The organism is Bradyrhizobium sp. CCBAU 11357, assembly GCF_028128865.1.
In the GTDB taxonomy this organism is placed as follows: domain Bacteria; phylum Pseudomonadota; class Alphaproteobacteria; order Rhizobiales; family Xanthobacteraceae; genus Bradyrhizobium.
This window is the reverse complement of the sequence record NZ_LBJW01000104.1, coordinates 180,100-200,532: the sequence shown is the minus strand read 5'-3', so window position 1 is coordinate 200,532 and position 20,433 is coordinate 180,100. Positions and strand designations below refer to the sequence as shown.

The window sequence follows — 20,433 nt, the reverse complement described above, 5'->3', positions numbered from 1 at the left end:
AGCGCTTCGCACCTCGCGCTTGCTGCGCTGTTGCGCATGCGGCATGATTGCGGCAACACCAATAACCAAGCCGCCATCAGAGCACGGCGCGATAAGGGAGGTCGTTTTCGATGAAGAGTATTTTGTCCGGCATTTTTGCCGCCGCGTTTGCCCTCAATGCGAGCGCCGCACAGGCCCAGGACAAGCCGCCGCTGAAGATCGGCGGCATTCTCGACATGTCGAGCCTTTATGCGGACATCACCGGCCCCGGCAGCGAGACTGCGGCGAAGATGGCCGTCGAGGATTTCGGCGGCGAGGTGCTGGGACGCAAGATCCAGGTGCTGGCGGCCGATCATCTCAACAAGGCCGATCTCTCCGCCAACATCGCCCGCGACATGCTCGACAACCAGGGCGTCGAGATGATCTACGACGTCGCGGCCTCCGCGACCGCGCTTGCCGCCGGCGAGATCGCGAAAGCGCGCAACAAGATCGTCATGTTCAATGGGCCGGGCTCGATCCGTCTCACCAACGAGGCCTGCGGCCCCTACACCATCCACTACGTGTTCGACACCTACGGCCAGGCCAATGTGACCGGTCTTGCGGCGGTGAAGTCGGGTCTCGACAGCTGGTTCTTTCTCACCGCCGACTACGCCTTCGGCCAGGATCTGGAGAAGGACACCAGCGCCGTCGTGACCAAGACCGGCGGCAAGGTGCTCGGTGCCGTCCGCCATCCGCTCAACACGTCGGATTTCTCGTCCTTCCTGCTCCAGGCCCAGGCCTCCAAGGCCAAGGTGATCGGGCTCGCGAATGCCGGCGGCGACACCATCAACGCCATCAAGCAGGCGGCGGAGTTCGGCATCACCAAAGGCGGCCAGAAGGTCTCGCCGCTGCTCGCCTTCGTCACCGATATCGACTCGATCGGGCTCGAGACCGCGCAGGGGCTGCTGCTCGCGGAAGCGTTCTACTGGGATCTCAACGACGACACGCGTGCATTCTCGAAGCGCTTCATGGAGCGCACCAAGCGGGTGCCGACCTCGGCGCAGGCCGGCGTCTATTCCTCCGTCACACACTACCTGAAAGCCGTGAAGGCGGCCGGCACGACCGACGCCGCGGCGGTGATCAAGGTGATGAAGGAGACGCCGGTCAACGACTTCTTCGCCAAGGGTGGCAAGATCCGCGAGGACGGCCGCATGGTCCACGACATGTACCTGTTCGAGGTGAAGAAGCCGTCGGAGTCCAAGGGCCGCTGGGACGATTACAAGCTGCTGGCGACCGTCCCCGGCAACGAGGCATTCCAGTCGCTGGAGCAGTCGCGCTGCCCGCTGGTGAAGAAGTGACGGCGTGACGTAAGTCACGACGTCATCCCGGGGCGCGAAGCGAACCCGGGATCCATCGGGCGGCAGTGACGGTCGAGGAATGGATTCCGGGCTCGCGCTTCGCGCGCCCCGGAATGACAAAACAACAAGGGAGACGTCCTCATGAACGACATGGTCCTGCAAAAGCTCGAAGGCGGGCTGCTCACCATCACCATGAACCGCCCGGAGCGGAAGAACGCGCTCAACCCCGAGATGGTCGCCGGGCTGGTCGAGGCGGCACGGCGCGCGGCGGATGATGCCGAGGTGCGGGCGGTGCTGTTCAAGGGCGCCGGCGGCTCGTTCTGCGTCGGCGGCGACGTCAAATCGATGGCGCAGGGGCGCGCGCCGCTGCCGTTCGAGCAGAAGCTCGCAAACTTGCGCCGCGGCATGGAGGTCTCGCGCATCCTGCATCAGATGCCGAAGCCCGTGGTGGCGCAGCTCGATGGCGCGGCGGCCGGCGCCGGCCTGTCGATGGCGCTGTCCTGTGACCTGCGCATCGCCTCCGAATCCTGCAAGATCACCACCGCCTTCGCCAAGGTCGGCTTCTCCGGTGACTACGGCGGCACCTATTTCCTCACCCAGCTTCTCGGCAGCGCGCGGGCGCGCGAGCTCTATCTGATGTCGCCGGTGCTCACGGCGAGGGAAGCGCACGCGATCGGCATGGTGACGAAGGTCGTGCCCGACGCCGAAATCGACGCCGCCGCGCACGAGCTCGCGCACTCGCTGGCGCAGGGCCCGTCGATCGCACTCGGCTTCATCAAGCGCAACATCAACAATGCCGAGCACCTGGCGCTGGAGGATTGCTTCGACGGCGAGGCGATCCATCACACCCGCTGCGGCGACACCGAGGACCACAAGGAGGCCGCAAAGGCCTTCGTCGAGAAGCGCAAGCCGACCTTCAGGGGCGCATGACCATGGCGCCCTATGTCCGGCTGCGTCAGATCTGCCTGGTCGCGCCGCAGCTCGAGCCCGTCATCACGGATATCGGCCGGATCATGGGCCTCGCCGTCTGCTATCGCGACGGCAATGTCGCCAAATACGGCCTGGAGAACGCGCTGCTCCCGGTCGACACGATCCTGCTGGAGGTGGTCGCGCCGTTCAAGGACGGCACCACGGCCGGCCGCTTCATCGAGAAGACCGGCGGCCGCGGCGGCTACATGGCGATCTTCTGCTGCGACGATCCGGACGAGCGCGGCCGCAACGCCAACGCGCACGGCGTGCGCACCGCCAACGTCATCGACCACGCGCCCTATCACGGCGTGCAGCTCCACCCCCGCGACTGCCGCGCCGCCTTCATCGAGTTCAATCACACCGATGGCAGCGACGATATCCTCGGGCCGTATCCTCCGGCCGGACCTGACTGGCAGAAATTCATCCGCAAGGATGTGACCGAGGCGCTGACGGGGGTGGAGATACAGAGCCCGGATCCGCAAGGGCTGGCCCAGCATTGGGGCAGGATCATCGGCGTTGCGCCTGAAGGCACCGAACTGAAGCTGCCCAACGCGACCTTTCGCTTCGTCAAGGGCGCCAGCGAGATCATGAGCGCGCTGGAGTTTCGGGTGACAGACGTGGCGCAGGTGCTGCATACCGCCAAGGCGAAGGGACTCGCGGTCGCGGGCAATGAGTTCCTGCTGGGCGGAGTGACGTTCCGGGTAAGCTGAGCGACTCATGCGCATGGTGGGCAAAGCGAAGCGTGCCCACCGATTCCACCACACAAATGAAGCGATGGTGGGCACGGCGCTTTGCGCCTTTGCCCACCCTACTGCTCCGGCTTACCGCCCCTTGAAATTCGCCGCGCGGCGTTCTTCAGTCGCCTTCACGCCTTCCTTGAAGTCCTCTGTCGCGCGCAATCTTGTCTGCTCGGCGAGCTCGTGATTGGTCGCAGCCATCACGCGGTCGGCGAGGCCATTGCGCATCGTGGCGCGGGTGGAGAGCAGGCCGAGCGGAGAGCATTCGGCGATCTCGCCGGCCAGCTTCATCGCCGCCGCCTTGACTTGGTCCTGCGGCACCAGCTCGTTGGCGAGGCCCCATTTGTAGGCTTCCTCGCCGGTGACGCGGCGGCTGGTATAGAACATCAGCTCGGCGTTGTTCTTGCCGATCAGCTCCGGTAGCGTCACGGTCAGGCCGAAGCCGGGATGGAAGCCGAGCTTCGTGAAATTGGCGGAGAAGCGCGCCTCGGGACAGGTGACGCGGAAGTCGGCCGACACTGCAAGGCCGAGTCCGCCACCGATGGCCGCGCCCTGCACGGCGGCGACGATCGGCTTCTTGGCGCGGAAGATGCGCACGGCCTGGATGTAGAGATGGTTGATCGGGCCGAGACTGTCGGCGGGATCGCCCTTCTTCTCGGCTTCGCGTGCCTCCTGGGCCTGCCGCGCAGGATCGCCGAAATTGGCGCCGGCGCAGAACGCCTTGCCTTGCGCGGAGAGCACGGACGCACGGATCTCGATGTCGCGGTCGAACTCGTCGAGCGCGTCCGCGATCTGGTTGATCAGCGAGATGTCGAAGAAGTTGAGCGGCGGACGGCGGATCTCGATAGTGCCGACATGCCCCACCTTCTCGACGCCGATATCTTTATACGTGCTCATGATTGTCCTCGATTGAATTAGCGCAAGCCCAATCCGCGGGCGATGATGCCGCGCAGCACCTCGGTGGTGCCGCCCTGAATGGTGAGCTTCGGCGCGGTCTTGATGGCAAAGTCGAGCTGCCGCTCCAGGGTCTCGCGGTTGGTCGCGGTCTCCTCGACGAAGGCCGCGAGATCGCGCACGCGATGCGGCAGCTGCTGCTCCCAGACCGTGCCGATGTCCTTGACGATGGAGGCCTCCACCACTGGCTCCTTGCCGGCTTCCAGCATGCCGGCCACCGAGACCGACATGCGCCGCATGGTGTGGAGCTGCGCGACCAGGCGGCCGATGCCCTCGGCGCTGCGCGTGTCCGGATTGGGGCCGACCGCACGCACGAGCTCGGTCAGCACGTAATAGGTTTCGAGGAAGCGCTCGGGGCCCGAGCGCTCATAGGCGAGCTCGCTGGTCGCCTGCTTCCAGGCGCCGTCGACCTCGCCGAGCACGTGGTCGTCGGGGATGAAGTGATCGGTGAAGACGACCTCGTTGAACTCGTATTGGCCGGTGATCTGGCCGATCGGGTTCACCTTGATGCCCGGCTGCTTCATCTTGACCAGGAACTGGGTCAGGCCATGACGGCGGTTTTCCTTGGTCGGCGGCGAGGTCCGGAAGATCGCGATCATGTAGTCGGCGATATGCGCCGACGAGGTCCAGATCTTGGTGCCGTTGATGAGATAGCCGCCGTCGGCCTTGGTCGCGCGCGTCTTCGCCGCGAACAGGTCGGAGCCCGAGTTCGGCTCGCTCATGCCGATGGCAAAGCAGATCTCGCCGCGGCAGATCCGCGGCAGGATGTCCATCTTGATGTGCTCGGGCGCGTACTTCAAAAGCACCGGTCCGCTCTGGCGGTCGGCGACGAAGAAGCGCCGCGTCGGCGCGTTGGCGACGCGCATCTCCTCGGTCACCACGTAGCGCTCGAGGAAGGAGCGTTCCTGGCCGCCATATTTCTTCGGCCAGGTCATGCCGAGCCAGCCCTTGGCGCCGACCCGGCGGGAAAATTCCGGCGCGTCGGTGTCCTCGCGATTGGGCTTGTGCGGATCGAAAGTGCCGGCGGCGATTTCCTCGGCGAGGAAGGCGCGGACTTCCTTGCGCAATTGCTCGCATTTCTCAGGCAGGCGGATCGGATCGAAACGGAGGGCAGCAGTCATTGTGTCTCTCTCCCGGATCAGCGCGATGCCACGAGCGGCCACAATTCATCGGCGCCGCGGCGTGCGACGAGCTTGCCGAGCTCGACGGCCCAGTAGCTTTCCGAGCCGAAATCGTCGCGCCAGGCCAGTGCGCGCAGCGAATAGCGGTGCAGGATGTGCTCCATGGTGAAGCCGATCGCGCCATGGACCTGATGGGCGATGCCGCCGCCTTTCTCGGCAGCTTCCGCGCAGCGGATCTTTGCGGAGGCGGCTTCGAGATAGATCTCGTCGTTGAACGATGTTGCGTTGGCGATGGCGTCGGCGGCGGACGTCGCCGCCGCCAGGGCCGCGGCGGATTCGCCGGCAAGGCGGGCGAGATTGTGCTGCACCGCCTGGAATTTCGAGATCTTCTTCTCGAAGGCGACGCGCTCGTTGGAATAGCGCACGGAAATGTCGAGCATCGATTCCAGCGCGCCGGCGATTTGCAGGCTGCGCGCGACGCCGCCCATCAGCATCAGATGAGTCTGCTCAAAGCCCTTCGGCGCGGGCTTGATGGTGATCGGCTGGACCTTGTCGAGGGTGACGGTGTCGCTGTGGTCGTAGCCGACATTGAGTCCGGCCTCGATCCGCGCCTTGGCCGCGTCGATCAGCGCAATGGAAACGCCGTCCTTGCCGTGCGCCAGCACCGCGAAATGCTTCGCCGTCTTGGCAAAGGGCACGCCGCGGGCACGGCCGGAGAGCGCGCCGTCGGCATCCAGGCTGATGCGGTCCTTTGGCGCGGCCGGCAGCACCGTCATCTCGCCCTCGGGCGAAGCGATCTTCGCCTGCGCCAGCAGCCATCCCGCCAGCATGGTCTCGGCCAGCGGCACCGCGACCGCGAAACGGCCGGCGACGCCCATCAGCGCAAAGCCGTCGGCGAAGCTCGCGCCCGAGCCGCCGAGATCATCCGGCACCCAGGACAGCGGCAGGCCGGCTTTGCTCAGCGCCTGCCACAGCGGCGCCTGCCAGGAATTCTTCTTGTCGTTGTTGATGGTTTGCGGGTCGGCGAGATCGGCGAAGATTTTCTCCGCGGTCTCGACGACGATATTGTCACTCTCCGCCACAGCGTTCCCCGTATTTTGCCATTGGCGCGTCCGGTCTGATCGGCCAGTGCGCAGTCTCTTCTTGCGCCCGATGATCGGAAAAAGCCATGGCCCTGACAAGCGTTGATCGCAGGTCCATCTGCGGCGCCGGCATGGGGCCAGGCTTCAAAAAATGCTAATTCCGCTTAGCGGAGTTTGCTCGATTTGCAGGGCGCGGCAAACTCGCTAAACAGGACGCCACACCAGATACAGGGGAAGGAAATCCGGATGGCAAAAGACGGCTTGTGCGCAATCGTGACGGGGTCCGCATCCGGGCTGGGTGCAGCGACTGCGGAAATTCTCGCGCGCAGCGGGGCGCGGCTCGTCATCAACTATTCGTCGAGCCGGAAGGAAGCCGAGGCGACGGCCGAGACCTGCCGCAAGGCGGGCGCCGCTGAGGTGCTGGTCGCACAGGGCGACGTCTCCAAGGATGAGGACTGCCGCAAGATCGTTGCGGCGGCGAGCGGCTGGGGCCGGCTCGATATCCTCGTCAACAATGCGGGCACCACCAAGCATGTGGCTCATGCCGATCTCGACGGCTTGTCGGCGGAAGACTTCCAGCGGGTCTATGGCGTCAACACGATCGGCCCGTTCCAGATGGTGCGCGCGGCGCGCGGCCTGCTCGAAGCCGCCGCCAAGGCATCGGGGCGGCCATCCGCGGTCGTGAACATTTCCTCGGTCGCCGGCATCAGCGGCGTGGGCTCGTCGATTGCGTACGCCGCGAGCAAGGGCGCGCTCAACACCATGACCTTGTCGCTGTCGCGCGCCCTGGCGCCGCTGATCCGCGTCAACACCGTGTGTCCGGGCTATATCGACACGCCCTGGTTCACCAAGGGCCGCGGCGAGGCGCAGGCCAAGCAGGTACGCGACAGCGTCGTGGCGAAGGTGCCGCTGAAGGTCGCATCATCCGCGGAGGACATCGCCCAGCTCGTCTGCTTCCTGGCGATGCCGGCCTCCAGCAACATGACCGGCGAAGTCGTGCGCATGGATGCGGGAATGCATTTGGTGACGTGAACGCGTCATTGCGAGCGCAGCGAAGCAATCCAGAAGTCCCTCCGCGGAAATAGTCTGGATTGCTTCGTCGCTGCGCTCCTCGCAATGACGATGTGGAGGCGGTGTGCCGCCCCTCCCGATTGAGGTTGCTACCCCTTTATCACGCCACTCGCCACCAGCCGGTGCCAGATGAACAGCACCACCACCGCGCCGATCGTCGCCGTGATGAAGCCGGCGCCCTGGTCGGGGCTGTAATGGCCGATGGCCTGGCCGACGAAGGTCGCCAGGAAGGCGCCGGCGATGCCGAGGATGGTGGTGAGGATGAAGCCGCTCGGATTGTTCGGCCCCGGCGCCAGCCAGCGCGCGATGAGGCCGGCAATGAAGCCGACGACGATGACCCACAACAGGCCGCCCATGCTCATGACTTTGCTCCCCTTCCCGAAAGCGTATCGATCGAGGTCCGACTAGATTCTGCCCGAGAGTTCGTTCTCGGTCGGTAGCCGTCCATCCGGCGTCAGATGGTCGACCACTTGCGGCAGATACTGGCTGAGGCCGTTGAGCAGTTCCTCGCGCGACAGGCCGCTCTGGGCGGACAGGCTCTCGATCTGGTCGGCACCGAGTGCGCTGGCGAGATCGCCCGGCGCGATCGGCTTGTTCTCGCCCTTGCCGACCCAGGAATTCGCGGCATCGCCGTGGCCGCCCTGCTGCAGCTGGTTGAGGAGATCGCCGAGACCGCCGCTGAGCACGGTGCCGGCCGCGCCGCCCGCGAGCAGGCCGCCGAGGCCGCCCTTGAGAATGTCGCTTAGCCCACCGCCGCCTGCACCCGCGTTCACCGGCGGCGGTGCTGGCGATGGTGACGGTTGCGGCGCCGAGCCTGACTGGCTGGTCGTGAAATGCTTGAACGCCTTCCAGGCGAGCAGGCCGAGCAGCGCCATGGTCATCGGCGACATGCCGCCGGAGGATTTCTCTGAGCTCGGCGTAGAGGGGCCGCGCGGGCCGTTCTGCATGCCGTTGAGGACGTCGAGTAGACCCATGGTGCTCTCCTTTGGCGTCTCGTACGGCGAGCGCTCGCCGCTGACTGCCCCCGGGGCGAAAACATATGGGGCAGTCATGACCGTTACAAGTCGGATGCGCCGCGATTGGTTGCCGGCCTCGCCTCTGCTATCCAAGGCCGGTCATTCAGGGAGCAAGCCCAGTGGTTGCGGATCGATCGATCGTGGTGGCTGGCGCCGGCGCCATCGGCTGTTTCGTCGGTGGCAAGCTGGCCGCCGCAGGCCGGCGCGTCGCACTCTTGGTGCGGCCGCGGGTGAAGACCGAGATCGAGCGGTTCGGCCTGCTGTTGACCGATTTCGACGGCTCCGAGACGAAGCTCGGCGCCGGCCAACTCGCGCTGTCGGAAGACCCTTCGATCTTGCACAGCGCCGGCATCGTGCTGGTCACGGTGAAGAGCGCCGACACCGCCGCTGTCGCCGATCAGATTGCGCAGCTTGCGCCTCAGGATGCCGTCATCGTCTCGCTCCAGAACGGCATCGGCAATGTCGCGGTGTTGCGCGAGCGGCTCGGCGGCCGGTCCGTGCTCGCCGGCATGGTGCCATTCAACGTGATCGCGATGGGCGATGGTCGTTTCCACCGCTCGACCTCCGGCGACATTCACGTCGGAGAGGATCCGGAGAACACGGCCGCGGCGCTCTCGGTCTCCGGCCTCAGTGTGCGCGCGAGCCGTGACATCACCGGCGTGCAATGGGGCAAGCTGATCATCAACCTCAACAATGCGCTGAGCGCGCTGTCCGACATGCCGCTCGCCGCGCAATTGGCGAACCGTGACTGGCGAAGATTGTTCGCTGACCAGATGGCGGAAGGGCTGGCCGCACTGAAGGCCGCCGGCATCGTGCCGGTATCGTCCACGCCGATCCCGATGAGCTGGTCTCCGGCCTTGCTGCGGCTGCCCGATGCGATCTTCGGCGCGATCCTCGGGCGAACCATGAAGGTCGATCCCGAGGCGCGCTCTTCGATGTGGCAGGATCTGAAGCAGGGCCGCAAGACCGAGATCGACTATCTGCAAGGCGCGGTCATTGCGCTCGCCGAGCAGAACCATGTCGCCGTGCCGCTGATGCGCCGCATTGTTGCGCTGATCAAGGAAGCCGAGGCGGCCGGCAACGGTCCGCCGCGGCTGACGCCGCAGCAGATCCGGGGCGTGAATTGATGACGAGGAGGGCGTGATGAAGCGTTGTCTGATGATCGGCCTCGCGCTGGCCGCGCTCTGCGGCATGTCGACGCTCGCCTACGCCAGGCCGCCGACGGTCTTGAACTCCCCCGGCTATGACAGGCGTTTGCAGGAGAGCCGGTCGCAGCTGGGTGCTTCGCCGACGGTCGCAGCGCCGGTGGTCAATCCGAAGCGCGGCAAGAAGAAGCAGCCGAACTGAGGATTGCAAGCCGGAGCTCCATCCACGCGTCATTGCGAGCGCAGCGAAGCAATCCTGTATCTTTCTGTGGAGAGACTCTGGATTGCTTCGCTACGCTCGCAATGACGCCTGTCGTGAGCTCAGCTCTCGTAGGGTGGGCAAAGCGACTTGTCCGCCATAGCTCGAAGAGCGACGGCGGAAGCGTGCCCACCGACTCTCTCAATCATAAACAAATGGTGGGCACGGCGCTTTGCGCCTTTGCCCACCCTACGATCATTTCGCAATGACGGCTGCTGCTTCAGCCCTTCTTCGCGGGCTTGCTCGGTGTCGGGTTGAACAGCTTCTTCAGGTCGTTCAAGCTTTCCGACAGACGCGGCCATTCGCAGGAGAACGAGCCCTTGGCGCAAGGCGCGGCCTTCGGCCTTGCGCCTGCGGCCTGCTGCACCTTCGGCCGCTCGACCGGCACCGGCACGCGCTCGACTTCGGTCCGCAGTGCGACCTGCTGGAGCTGCTGCACCTGTTGCTCTTGCTGCTCGCGCTGCTGCCGCGCGGTGGCCTGGGCCGCTTCGTTGCTGCGGCGCTGCTTGGCGAGATAGGCGGTATAGGCTTCGTCGATCTTCTTCTGCTCCTCCGCCGTCGGGTTGGGGCCGGCGATGTCGAAGGTGCGATCCTGCAGGAAATCGTAATAGGAATAGCCGCCGCCCGGCTTGCGGCGGCCGGCAAACTTGGCGTTGCAATCGGCAAGGGCCGCGGTCTTCTCCGCCTTGGTTGCGGCTTTCTCGGCGGCGTCGGCGCATTCCTCGAAATCGACAGGTGCGCGTTTCCACCATTGCGCCTCGGCATGCCCCGGCGTCAGCAGAATAAATCCTGCTGCGGCAACGAGAAGCAGCGCCGCGCGATGCGATGTAACTACGGCCGACATTCTAAGAGAGCATTCCTTGCAAGACGCAACCCGAACTGAGTCGAGCCAGATTTTTGCCTCTTTATCGCCGGCTTGTCACCCATGGAACCCGGGAAATTCAGGGCTGGGATGCTGACATTTTGTGCTTGACGTGGCGCGGGAGTCACAGCGCCCCGCCGACAGGCTGTTACACTCGTGTTGCGAGTGCCTCACTCCTGCTGGCGACGCCAGGAAGACGAAGTGGAGCGCCTTCCGGATCTTGCCTTCGAAGGCGCGGGCGCATGCTGAATGAGACAAACACGGAAGGACTGACATGACGATCACCATCGCAGCGAGCAGCGTGCCGAAGCCGCCGGCTGATATCATTGAAGGTTTCAGGGACGCGCCGACCTCGGTGATCTCGGACAATCTTGCCCGGCTGCCCGGCGCGGTCGGGCTGAGGCCCTATCACCGCGGCGGCAAGCTGGTGGGGACGGCCTTCACCGTGCGCACCCGGCCCGGCGACAATCTCGCCATCCACCGCGCGCTCGACCTGGTCGGGCCCGGCGACGTCATCGTGGTCGATGGCGGCGGCGACGAGACGCGCGCGCTGGTCGGCGAGATCATGAAGAACATCGCGCAATGGCGCAAAGCCGAAGGCTATGTGATCGACGGCGCGATCCGCGACGTCGCGGCCTTCGCGGCCGACGACTTTCCCTGCTACGCCCGCGCGGTGATCCATCGCGGCCCCTACAAGAACGGTCCCGGCGAGATCAACGTGCCGGTGACGATCGGCGGCAGCGTGATCGCGCCCGGCGACATCGTCGTCGGCGACGAGGACGGCGTGGTGTCGTTTCCCGCGACCGGTGCGGCCGCGCTGCTGGAAGCAGTGCGCGTCCAGGTCGCGCGCGAGGAGGAGACGCTGAAGGCGATCCGCGAGGGCCGTTACCAGGGCGCTTACGGCAAGGCCTGATCTGGCGGAGTGTAAAGGGGAGGATGACGTGAGCGAGAAGGACGAATTCCACAATCTCGACGACGCCAGCGACGGCCTCTTCCGCGAGCTCGCCGCCGGCGTGACCACGCGCATCTTCTCCGGCGAGCAGGCGATGCTGTCGGTGGTGACACTGGCGCCGCATGCGCAAGGCACGCTGCATCATCATCCCGAGGAGCAATGGGGCGTGCTGCTCGACGGCTCCGCCATCCGCGTCCAGGGCGATGAGGAAATCCCGGTCAAGAAGGGCGATTTCTGGCGCACGCCAGGGAACGTGCCGCACACCATGCGTGCCGGTCCCGACGGCGCCCGCGTGCTGGACATCTTCAGCCCGCCTCGGCCAGAATACAGAAAGGCAGGGTCAGGCTTCGGCACGACCTAAAGCGCCTTGCGCTTTAGCCTATTTTCTTGAGCATGATCTTTTCGGAAAACCGCTGCACACTTTTCCGGATCATGCTCGAGCGCCACAGAGCAAAAAGCCGGGCGCAACAACAAGGGAGGGGACCATGACGATCACACGACGCACGCTCTTGGCGGCACCGGCCATCCTCGCGATGGCACCGGCAGCAGCGCAGGCCGGCAAGATAACGCTGGTGGTGCCGTTCCCGCCTGGCGGATCGACCGACGCGATGGCGCGGCTGCTGCAGACGAACCTGCAGACCAAGCTGGGTCGCATCGTCGTGGTCGAGAACAAATCGGGCGCGGCCGGTGCGCTCGGCGCGGCGCAGGTCGCCAAGAGCCCGGCCGACGGCTCGACCTTCCTGGTGACGTTCGATTCCCATGCGGTGATCCCGTCGATCCTCGACAAGCCGCCGGTCGATGTCGAGCGCGAGCTGATGCCGGGGCTGCTGATCGGCACCGCGCCCTACGTGATCGCGGCCGGCGCCGGACGCCCCTACAAGAGCTTTGCCGACGTGGTCGCCGCCTGCAAGGCGAGCCCCGGTGCGGTGAAATACGCCTCGGTCGGCATCGGCACGCTCGGCCATCTCGCCATGACCGTGCTCGGCAGCAAGGCCGGCGTCGAGATCATGCACGTGCCCTATCGCGGCGGCGGGCCGGCCATGAACGACGTGCTCGGCGGCCATGTCGATCTCATCGCGGGATCGGCGGCGCTGGTCGCCGCCCAGCTCGGCACCAACATGCTGCGCCCGATCCTGCAGCTCGGCCGCGAGCGGCTGCCGGCCCTGCCGGACACGCCCACCGCGATCGAGGCCGGCTTCCCCGATTTCGAGACGCTGGCATGGTGGGGCATCTTTGCCCCCGCAGGGACGCCTGCCGACGTCGTCGCGGCCATGGCGACGGCATCCAAGGAGATCCTGAGCGAGCCCGCGACCGCCGCCCAGCTCAAGGACACCCAGCACATGACGCTGCTGCTCCAGGACGGCGCCACCTTCAAGACCTTCTTCGACAAGCAGGTCGCCTATTGGGGCAAGGTCGTGAAGGACAACAATATCAAGGCGTGAGATCCGCCCATGCCCGGGATTGCCATCCCGGGTCCAGTGCGCTCGCGCGGGCTTGCGCGTCAGAGCATCTTGCCGACGATCTTCGTCATATCTGCCGCCGAAAACGCGCGCAGCGTTTCGGTGCGGACATTGCCGAGTGCGCTGAGACTAAGGCTGAGTGACATCGCGGCAGCCTCATCTGGAGCCTCGAGAACGGTCACAACGTCATATCGTCCCTGCGTCCAGACGATCTCTTTCACGGTCACTCCGAACGTTTTGGCCATCTCCTTGAAGGCTTCGGCCCGCTTCGGCGAGTCCTTGACGTTTCGGACTCCCTGATCAGTGAAGTTTCCCAGCACGACATAAGCTACCATGGTCGTCCTCCCTGGTTAGAACTTGAGGAAACCGCGCCGAGCTTGCCACGGTGGCTGAGACAGCGCTAGTTTCGCGTTGGAACGTCAGCAGATGCGACTTATTCGGTCAGGACAACGGCCGTGCGAAACTGAGCTCATGGCCGTCGGGATCGGTGAGATGGAAGTAGCGCTCACCCCATTCGGCATCGCGCGGCGTGGTCGACGGCTGCCATCCGGCGGCGCGGGCGCGCTCGTAGGTCCCGTCGACATCGGAGACATAGAAGATGACGCGGCCCCACCAGGACCAGCGCTTGTCGTCCGGCTGCGCAGTCAGGTTGAGATAGCCGCTGCCGACGCGAAAGCTCGTGAACGCAGCGGCTTCGCCGCCATACAGGAGCTCGAACCCCAACGAACGGTAGAAGTGCACGGCGCGCCCCATGTCATGCGTGCCGAGCGTGATGGCGCTGATGCTCTCGATCATGTGGGCTGCTCCGTGGAGAGGGGTCCGGGCGCGATTGTACTGCCGCCGTGTTCAGCTTGACGATGGATCTCGCCCGTCTTGCGGCTGGCGAACCGTATCCTGCTCTGCTATGACCGGATTGAACCCGTAGCCACGGGTTCCGCGGTCCCGTAGCTCAGCCGGATAGAGCGACGGTTTCCTAAACCGTAGGTCGGAAGTTCGAGTCTTCCCGGGATCGCCATTTCCTTGTCCGGCTTTGCTTCGTCTGCCGCCCTGCCGAGGGCTGCGCGACGGTCGATGTCAGTCCAGATGCCGACAATTGCGCCGCTGCCCATTTGATTGTAGCATTTCGCGTCAGAGCATCAGTCTATTGTCGATGCAGCCGAAGATTGATTTGATGGCGCGCCGCGGATCGGCGCCGGCCCGCCCGATATTCGTGGTTTGCAGCGGATGACTTTTCAGCGCGACAATGCGGCTTTCGAGCACTGGCTGCGCAAGCAATGCGACGTCGTTGAGGCGGACCTCGCCCACAAGCACGAGCGGATGCAGAAGGATGCGTTCACGTTCCTGCGCGCGACGTTCTTTCGCTGGGCGCGTCGCATCGAGAAGCTCTGTCCCAAGCTGAAGGATGCGCCCGCTGTGCTGTCGGTCGGCGACACCCACATCGAAAATTACGGGACCTGGCGCGATGCCGAAGGCCGTCTGGTCTGGGGCATCAACGATTTCGACGAAGCCGCGGTCATTCCCTATCCGTTCGATCTCGTCCGCCTTGCGACCAGCGCGCGGCTCGCACCGAAGGCGCGGACCGCTAATCGCAATGCGGCGGCGGCCATTCTCGATGGCTATCGCGAAGGACTCGCGAACCCGCGCCCGTCGCTGCTGGACGAGGAGGAGAGCTGGATGCGGCCCTTCGTGGCCTGCTCCGACGAGGAACGGCGCGACTTCTGGCACGAGCTGGAGGACTATCCGGATGCGGAGCCGCCTTCGCAGGTTGCTTCGGCGCTCAGAAAGAACCTGCCCGACCATGCCGAGCTGGAGCGGTTCGCTTCGCGCAGGAAAGGCGGCGGCGGCCTTGGCCGGCCGCGCTACGTTGCGATCGCCACCTGGGATGGCGGCAAGATCGTGAGGGAAGCCAAGGCGCTGGTACCCTCCGCCTGGGATTGGGCGCACGGCATGAACGGCAAGCCGCGCTTTCTGGACGTCGCCCGAGGAGAGTTTCGCGCGCCCGATCCGCATCTCAAGTTGAAAGGCGGCTACATCATTCGCCGCATTGCTCCCGATCAGCGCAAGCTCGAGCTCAGCAATCGCAGTCATCCGCGGCTGAGGCTCGATCTGCTCTGGGCAAAGGGATTCGATCTCGGCGCGATTCATGCGGGAACGGGCGGCGCCAGATCCAAGATCGAGCACGATCTCGATGGACGCAAGGACGACTGGCTTCACAGCGCCGCAAAAGTCGCCGCCGCGGACGTCCAGGAGGACTTCGAGGAATGGCAGAAGGTCCGGCTGCCGTGGACACCTGATACCCAGGATTGACGTGCGAGGCGCCGGCAGGCGGCTTGCAAGCGCTGGGAGCGTAACCGGCATGCGCGCCGATTTGCTCAGCGGGCGCGAAAATTGCTAACAGGGACAATTGCAGGGACCTGCCCGGGTCTCCTGCCTGTAATCCTGCCATACCCAGCCACATCCCGGAGACCATTGATGCCTTTCGACCTGATCCTGCGCGGGGGGCGGGTGATCGACCCGTCCCAGAAGCTCGACGCCGTGACCGATGTCGCCTTTGCCGGCGGCAAGGTCGCCGCGATCGGCAGCGCCCTCAAGGCGGATCCGGGCACCGAGGTGCGAGACGTCTCGCAATTCATTGTGACGCCGGGGCTGATCGATCTCCACACCCATGTCTATTGGGGCGGCACCTCGCTCGGCATCGATGCCGAGGAGTTCTGCCGCCTCTCCGGCGTCACCACGGCGGTCGATACCGGCAGCGCCGGACCCGGCAATTTCGCCGGCTTCCGCAAGCATGTGATCGAGCCGAGCCAGGTCCGCATCCTCGCCTATCTGCACGTCTCGCATGCCGGCATCTTCGGCTTCTCGCACCGGATCATGGTCGGCGAGAGCGAGGAGCTGCGATTGATGAATCCGGTCGAGGCGGCCGAGGTGGCCGATGCCAACCGCGATCTCATCGTCGGCATCAAGGTGCGCGTGGGCTTGCATTCCTCGGGTACGTCGGGCGCGGTGCCGCTCGACATCGCGCTCGAGGTCGCGAACCAGGTCGGCATGCCGCTGATGGCGCATATCGACCATCCGCCGCCGAGCTATGAGGACGTGTTGGCGCGACTGCGTCCCGGCGACGTGTTGACCCATGCGTTCCGCCCTTTCCCCAACACCCCGGCGACGGCGCAAGGCACGGTAAAGAAGGCGGTGCTCGAGGCACGCGAGCGCGGCGTGCTGTTCGATATCGGCCACGGCAAGGGCTCGTTCGCGTTCAAGACCGCGCGTGCCATGCTCGCCAATGGTTTCTATCCCGACACCATCTCCTCCGACATCCATCAGCTCTGCATCGACGGCCCGGCCTATGACCAGGTCACGACCATGTCGAAGTTCTTGTGCATGGGCATGGAGCTGCCGGATGTGATCGCGGCATCGACGGTGAATGCGGCGATGGCGCTGCGACGTCCCGAGCTCGGCAGCCTCAAGCCCGGCAGCGTCGGCGACGCCACGCTGATTTCGGTCAGCCGCGGCCAGTTCGACTACGAAGACGTCGTCGGCGAGCACCTGATCGGTGATCGCAAGATCGTGTCCGAAGGTGTCGTCATCGGCGGGCGCTGGTGGCATCCGAATTGACGATCGCCCACGAGACGTGAGCGCGCCATTGCGGGACACGCCGGTCAGTCGCGTCCCGCCTCGATGATTGCCTTGGCGAGCCGCGCCGGATCGGAGAAGCACAGCTCGTGGCTTCCCGCGACCTGCACCAGGCGGAACAGGCCGAGCTTCTCCGACAGGCGCGGATGCCAGCCATGGCTGTGCGGCAGCGCGGTATCCTCGGTGCAGTTGATGTAGGATTTGGCCAGCGGCATCTCGGCCGGATTGCTCTTGAGCGCGATCTTGTCGGTGAAGGTCGCGAGCGGATGCGGATTGAGCACGTCATAGGCGCGCTGCGCCGTCTCCAGATCGGCATCGTTGATGAACGCCTCGCGCCAGATCGGGAAGGGCAACACCACCGAGCCGTCGCCGCGCTCGGCCGCAATGGCGTCGAACAGACCAATATAGCGCGGCGGCACCATGTCGTTGAGGCATTCACCGTCGTTGGGCACGAAAGCGTTCCAATAGACCAGGCGGCGGATGCGCTCCGGCGCGAGGTCGGCGACCCCCGTGATGACCATGCCGCCATAGGAATGGCCGAGCAGGATGACGTCCTTCAGATTGTTCTCGGCAAGGTAGTCGGCGATCGACTGGATCGCTTCCTTCAGCCCGGTCGTCTTGGCATCGCCCGGACGGTTGCCCTTGACGGTGGGGGTATGGACCTGATGGCCGGCTGCGCGGATCGGCGCGGCGACCGGCTCGAGCTCGGCACCGGTATGCCAGGCGCCATGGACGAGAACGTAGGTCGACATGTTGTGGCTCCCTCGGAAGACTGCTTAGATCGGTGCGGCGATGATCTTGCCTGGATTTGCCGGCTGAACGCCGGTCGACGTTGTTGCCGCCATACTGAACCGCTGGCGCGTTGCGCGCTTGTCCGACGGTGAACCGGATTGGTCCTGGAGCGAACTGATGGAGCAGCTCAATTCCGAAAGCCGGCCCCGCCGTTTGGTCTGGGACACCGGCGAGACGCGGCCGGAGGAGCAGTTCTCCTACTATCGCGAAGCGATCTGCCAGGCATTCATGAACCTGACGCCGGAATCGGCAACCACCTCACGCTTCCAGGCCAAGGTCGAGGCGATCAAGATCGGCAGCGGTGCCATCAACCGCGTGGTCTTTCCCGAGCACACCGTGCATCGCTCGCGCGCCGATATCGCTGCGTCGACCGAAAGCTGCTTCTATCTGAACTTCAAGCTCGCCGGCCGCTGCCGCGTGGTCCAGGGCGGCTGCGACGTCAGCCTGTCGCGCGGTCAGGTCGGCATCTGCGACAGCGACCGGGAGGTGACCTTGTTGCATGATCGCGGGCCGACGCTGCAGGTTGCATCCTTCTGGGTGCCTTCTCGCGAGCTGCGTGATCGGCTGCCGCCATCCTTCGACTTCAGGGTGGAGCGTGTGTCCGACGATCCCTTCGTCGGCCATCTCATCGTCGAGACCGCGCGATCGCTGAATGCCGGCGCGCTGCGGATGACGGAAGGCGAAGCCGTCAGGCTGTTCGGCGTGCTGCTCGATCTTGTCGCGCTGAGCCTGTCGCGCCGCGCGCGTGCGCAGACGGCCGAGGCCGCCAGCTTTGCCGACGCGACCGCGCTCGCGCTCCGCCGGGCCGTGCATGAGCGGCTCTCCGAGCAGCGCCTTGCGGTTGCGGACGTCGCGCGTGCCATCGGCATCAGCGAGCGCTACGTGCACAAATTGTTCGAGCGCGCAGGCACCACATTCTCGGACTACGTCATGGATCGTAGGTTGGACGGCGCGGCACGTGACCTCAGCGATCCTGCGAAGGCGGACCAGGCGATCGGCGCCATCGCGTTCGACTGGGGCTTCTCGGACCTCTCCCACTTCACCCGCCGCTTCAAGCAGCGCTTCGGCTGCCGGCCGCGGGACTGGCGCGCGCGCTGATCTACAGCGACCTGATCTATAAGGATCTGGCGATCAGCAGCTTCATGATCTCGTTGGTGCCGCCATAGATTTTCTGGATGCGGGAATCGATGAAGATGCGCGAGATCGGGTATTCCTGCATGTAGCCGTAGCCGCCGAACAGCTGCAGGCATTCGTCGGCGGTCTCGACCTGCTTCTCCGAGCACCAATATTTCGCCATCGAGGCCGTCACGGTGTCGAGGTCTTTTGCGACCAGGCGCTCGATGCACCAGTCGACGAAGACGCGCGCGATCATCGCCTCGGTCTTGCGCTCGGCCAGCGTGAAGGCGGTGTTCTGGAAATCCATCAGCGGCTTGCCGAACGCCTTCCGCTCCTTGGTGTAGTCGGTGGTGAGCTTGACCGCGCGCTCCATCGAGGCCACGGCGCCGACCGCGAGCGCAAGCCGCTCCTGCGGCAGTTGCTGCATCAGCTGGACAAAACCCTGCCCCTCCTCCTTGCCGAGCAGGTTTTCCGGGGCTACCTGCACGTTGTCGAAGAACAGCTCCGAGGTGTCGGAGGCGTGCAGGCCGATCTTGTCGAGGTTCCGCCCGCGCTTGTAGCCGTCCGCGCCTGCGGTCTCGACCACGATCAGGGAAATGCCCTTGGCGCCCGCTTCGCCGGTGCGCGCGACCACGATGACGAGATCGGCGGCCTGGCCGTTGGTGATGAAGGTCTTCTGCCCGTTGATGACGTAGGAATTGCCCTGTTTCTTGGCCGTGGTCTTGACGGCTTGGAGATCCGAGCCGGTGCCGGGCTCGGTCATGGCGATGGCGCCGACCATCTCGCCGGACGCCATCTTCGGCAGCCAGCGTTTCTTCTGCTCCTCCGAGCCGTAATTGAGGATGTAATGCGCGACGATGGCGCTGTGCACGGAGACGCCGGTGGTCAGCTCCGGCACCGTGCTCTCGAGGTCGTCGAGCACGGCGGCGTCATAGGCGAAGGTGGCGCCGAGGCCGCCATATTCCTCCGGCACGCTCGCGAGCAGCGCGCCCATCTCGCCGAGCCCGCGCCAGGCGAAGCGGTCGACCATTTTCTGCTCGCGCCACTTCTCGGCATGCGGGGCCAGGTCCTTGGCGAGATATTTGCGGAACTGGTCGCGGAAGACGTCGAGCTCTTCGGTCATCCAGGAGGAGCGGTAGGGCATGATTACCTCGGTTGATGCGGCGTTCCGGCTTGGTAAGCCAGCGAACCGCGGCAATTATTGTGTTTTCAGGCTGCGCCGGTGACGCTACCAAGGCGCCGGTAACAGCGTCTATCGGGATGTCTGATTGTGGCGATCAAAACCCAGGAGCTCAAGCTCGACATCGAGCGCATCGGCACGGTCTCGGCGATCCTGACGCAGCCCGGCAAGGCGCGCGCCTGCTACGTCCTGGCGCACGGCGCCGGCGCAGACATGCGGCATTCCTTCATGGAGAAGGTTGCAGCCGGCCTTGCCGAACGCGGCATTGCGACGTTCCGCTTCAATTTTCCCTACATGGAGGAGAAGAAGGGACGTCCTGACCCGCCCGCAATCGCCCACGCAAGCGTCCGCGCGGCGGTCGCGGAGGCGGCGCGGCTCTGTCCCGGGCTGAAGCTTGTCGCTGGCGGAAAATCGTTCGGCGGCCGCATGACCTCGCAGGCGCAGTCGAAGTCGCCGCTGCCCGATGTCAAAGGGCTCGCCTTCCTCGGCTTTCCCCTCCATGCCGCCAAGAAGCCGTCGAGCGAGCGTGCCGAGCACCTCGCTGCAATCGCGATTCCCCTGCTGTTCCTGCAAGGCACACGTGACGAGCTTGCCGATCGCGCTTATCTCCAGCCCGTCATCGAGCGGCTCGGCCCGAAGGCAACGCTGCATGAGGTCGCAGGCGGCGACCATTCGTTCGCGGTGCTGAAGAAATCCGGCCGTACCAATGACGAGGCGCTCACCGAGGTGCTGGACACGCTCGCGGCCTGGATCGACGCGCTCGCCTGAGGC

At 65.2% G+C, this 20,433-nt stretch carries 23 protein-coding genes and 1 tRNA gene; 14 read left to right on the top strand and 10 right to left on the bottom strand.

Translation table 11 applies throughout. From position 1 onward, the window contains the following. Positions 1-110: 110 nt before the first annotated feature. From XI05_RS22830 to XI05_RS22820, 3 genes are all read left to right on the top strand, one after another. Positions 111-1,316 carry an ABC transporter substrate-binding protein gene (locus XI05_RS22830; RefSeq protein ID WP_271505824.1) on the top strand — a complete coding sequence of 402 codons (1,206 nt, stop codon included), beginning with the start codon at positions 111-113 and terminating at the stop codon, positions 1,314-1,316. Between the two features lie 141 nt (positions 1,317-1,457). Beyond that, positions 1,458-2,246 (top strand): enoyl-CoA hydratase, encoded by a 789-nt coding sequence (locus XI05_RS22825; RefSeq protein WP_271505822.1) that lies wholly within the window; start codon positions 1,458-1,460, stop codon positions 2,244-2,246. 2 nt (positions 2,247-2,248) lie between these two features. Continuing rightward, complete coding sequence (locus XI05_RS22820) at positions 2,249-2,995, top strand: hypothetical protein (protein WP_271505820.1); 747 nt, start codon at positions 2,249-2,251, stop codon at positions 2,993-2,995. A gap of 111 nt (positions 2,996-3,106) precedes the next feature. Here the strand turns inward: XI05_RS22820 and XI05_RS22815 are convergent, their stop codons facing one another. From XI05_RS22815 to XI05_RS22805, 3 genes are read right to left on the bottom strand one after another with little or no spacing between them, the layout of a single operon-like run. After that, positions 3,107-3,919, bottom strand: coding sequence for an enoyl-CoA hydratase/isomerase family protein (locus XI05_RS22815; protein WP_271505817.1), 813 nt, complete (start codon positions 3,917-3,919; stop codon positions 3,107-3,109). Positions 3,920-3,936: 17 nt separating this feature from the next. Next, on the bottom strand, positions 3,937-5,097 hold the full coding sequence (locus tag XI05_RS22810) for an acyl-CoA dehydrogenase family protein (protein WP_271505814.1): 1,161 nt from the start codon (positions 5,095-5,097) through the stop codon (positions 3,937-3,939). Positions 5,098-5,114: 17 nt separating this feature from the next. Beyond that, positions 5,115-6,179: an acyl-CoA dehydrogenase family protein gene (locus XI05_RS22805; protein WP_271505811.1), complete on the bottom strand. Its 1,065-nt coding sequence runs from the start codon at positions 6,177-6,179 to the stop codon at positions 5,115-5,117. Positions 6,180-6,425: 246 nt separating this feature from the next. Between XI05_RS22805 and XI05_RS22800 the strand changes: the two genes are divergently transcribed. Then, entirely contained in the window at positions 6,426-7,211 is a 786-nt protein-coding gene (locus XI05_RS22800; protein ID WP_271505808.1) for an SDR family NAD(P)-dependent oxidoreductase, read from the top strand. Between the two features lie 128 nt (positions 7,212-7,339). Here the strand turns inward: XI05_RS22800 and XI05_RS22795 are convergent, their stop codons facing one another. Continuing rightward, positions 7,340-7,612, bottom strand: coding sequence for a GlsB/YeaQ/YmgE family stress response membrane protein (locus XI05_RS22795; RefSeq protein ID WP_271505805.1), 273 nt, complete (start codon positions 7,610-7,612; stop codon positions 7,340-7,342). Positions 7,613-7,654: 42 nt separating this feature from the next. After that, the gene (locus XI05_RS22790) at positions 7,655-8,224 is read right to left on the bottom strand and encodes a YidB family protein (protein ID WP_172786584.1); all 570 of its coding nucleotides are present in this window, start codon (positions 8,222-8,224) and stop codon (positions 7,655-7,657) included. Between the two features lie 161 nt (positions 8,225-8,385). Here XI05_RS22790 and XI05_RS22785 point away from each other — a divergent pair, with 161 nt between their 5' ends. Together XI05_RS22785 and XI05_RS22780 are read left to right on the top strand one after the other, a co-directional pair. Beyond that, a complete protein-coding gene (locus XI05_RS22785; protein ID WP_271505803.1) occupies positions 8,386-9,393 on the top strand; it encodes a 2-dehydropantoate 2-reductase in 1,008 nt (335 codons plus the stop codon). Between the two features lie 16 nt (positions 9,394-9,409). Next, positions 9,410-9,613 carry a hypothetical protein gene (locus XI05_RS22780; protein WP_271505801.1) on the top strand — a complete coding sequence of 68 codons (204 nt, stop codon included), beginning with the start codon at positions 9,410-9,412 and terminating at the stop codon, positions 9,611-9,613. A 277-nt stretch (positions 9,614-9,890) separates the two neighbouring features. Here the strand turns inward: XI05_RS22780 and XI05_RS22775 are convergent, their stop codons facing one another. Next, on the bottom strand, positions 9,891-10,514 hold the full coding sequence (locus XI05_RS22775; RefSeq protein WP_271505799.1) for a hypothetical protein: 624 nt from the start codon (positions 10,512-10,514) through the stop codon (positions 9,891-9,893). 292 nt (positions 10,515-10,806) lie between these two features. On the opposite strand from XI05_RS22775, the gene XI05_RS22770 reads away from it, so the two are divergent. From XI05_RS22770 to XI05_RS22760, 3 genes are all read left to right on the top strand, one after another. Beyond that, on the top strand, positions 10,807-11,445 hold the full coding sequence (locus XI05_RS22770) for an RraA family protein (RefSeq protein ID WP_271505797.1): 639 nt from the start codon (positions 10,807-10,809) through the stop codon (positions 11,443-11,445). 28 nt (positions 11,446-11,473) lie between these two features. Continuing rightward, positions 11,474-11,845, top strand: a complete 372-nt coding sequence (locus tag XI05_RS22765) for a cupin domain-containing protein (protein ID WP_271505795.1) — start codon at positions 11,474-11,476, stop codon at positions 11,843-11,845. Positions 11,846-11,969: 124 nt separating this feature from the next. After that, positions 11,970-12,926 (top strand): tripartite tricarboxylate transporter substrate-binding protein, encoded by a 957-nt coding sequence (locus XI05_RS22760; RefSeq protein WP_271505793.1) that lies wholly within the window; start codon positions 11,970-11,972, stop codon positions 12,924-12,926. Positions 12,927-12,985: 59 nt separating this feature from the next. Here XI05_RS22760 and XI05_RS22755 read toward each other — a convergent pair whose 3' ends face one another. Next, the gene (locus XI05_RS22755) at positions 12,986-13,279 is read right to left on the bottom strand and encodes a GYD domain-containing protein (RefSeq protein WP_172786591.1); all 294 of its coding nucleotides are present in this window, start codon (positions 13,277-13,279) and stop codon (positions 12,986-12,988) included. A 106-nt stretch (positions 13,280-13,385) separates the two neighbouring features. Continuing rightward, positions 13,386-13,739, bottom strand: coding sequence for a VOC family protein (locus tag XI05_RS22750; protein WP_271505791.1), 354 nt, complete (start codon positions 13,737-13,739; stop codon positions 13,386-13,388). A 143-nt stretch (positions 13,740-13,882) separates the two neighbouring features. Between XI05_RS22750 and XI05_RS22745 the strand changes: the two genes are divergently transcribed. The 3 genes from XI05_RS22745 to XI05_RS22735 all read left to right on the top strand — a co-directional run bounded on the left by XI05_RS22745 (position 13,883) and on the right by XI05_RS22735 (position 16,556). Next, positions 13,883-13,959: transfer RNA gene (locus tag XI05_RS22745), tRNA-Arg, on the top strand. Positions 13,960-14,168: 209 nt separating this feature from the next. Continuing rightward, the gene (locus XI05_RS22740; RefSeq protein ID WP_271505789.1) at positions 14,169-15,251 is read left to right on the top strand and encodes a DUF2252 family protein; all 1,083 of its coding nucleotides are present in this window, start codon (positions 14,169-14,171) and stop codon (positions 15,249-15,251) included. Positions 15,252-15,416: 165 nt separating this feature from the next. Beyond that, entirely contained in the window at positions 15,417-16,556 is a 1,140-nt protein-coding gene (locus tag XI05_RS22735; protein WP_271505788.1) for an amidohydrolase/deacetylase family metallohydrolase, read from the top strand. 44 nt (positions 16,557-16,600) lie between these two features. Here XI05_RS22735 and XI05_RS22730 read toward each other — a convergent pair whose 3' ends face one another. Further along, positions 16,601-17,326, bottom strand: coding sequence for an alpha/beta fold hydrolase (locus tag XI05_RS22730; RefSeq protein ID WP_271505787.1), 726 nt, complete (start codon positions 17,324-17,326; stop codon positions 16,601-16,603). 157 nt (positions 17,327-17,483) lie between these two features. On the opposite strand from XI05_RS22730, the gene XI05_RS22725 reads away from it, so the two are divergent. Further along, entirely contained in the window at positions 17,484-18,464 is a 981-nt protein-coding gene (locus XI05_RS22725) for a helix-turn-helix domain-containing protein (RefSeq protein WP_271505786.1), read from the top strand. 16 nt (positions 18,465-18,480) lie between these two features. Here XI05_RS22725 and XI05_RS22720 read toward each other — a convergent pair whose 3' ends face one another. After that, on the bottom strand, positions 18,481-19,626 hold the full coding sequence (locus XI05_RS22720; RefSeq protein ID WP_271505784.1) for an acyl-CoA dehydrogenase family protein: 1,146 nt from the start codon (positions 19,624-19,626) through the stop codon (positions 18,481-18,483). 126 nt (positions 19,627-19,752) lie between these two features. On the opposite strand from XI05_RS22720, the gene XI05_RS22715 reads away from it, so the two are divergent. After that, positions 19,753-20,430 carry an alpha/beta hydrolase family protein gene (locus XI05_RS22715; protein ID WP_271505782.1) on the top strand — a complete coding sequence of 226 codons (678 nt, stop codon included), beginning with the start codon at positions 19,753-19,755 and terminating at the stop codon, positions 20,428-20,430. Positions 20,431-20,433 lie beyond the last annotated feature (3 nt).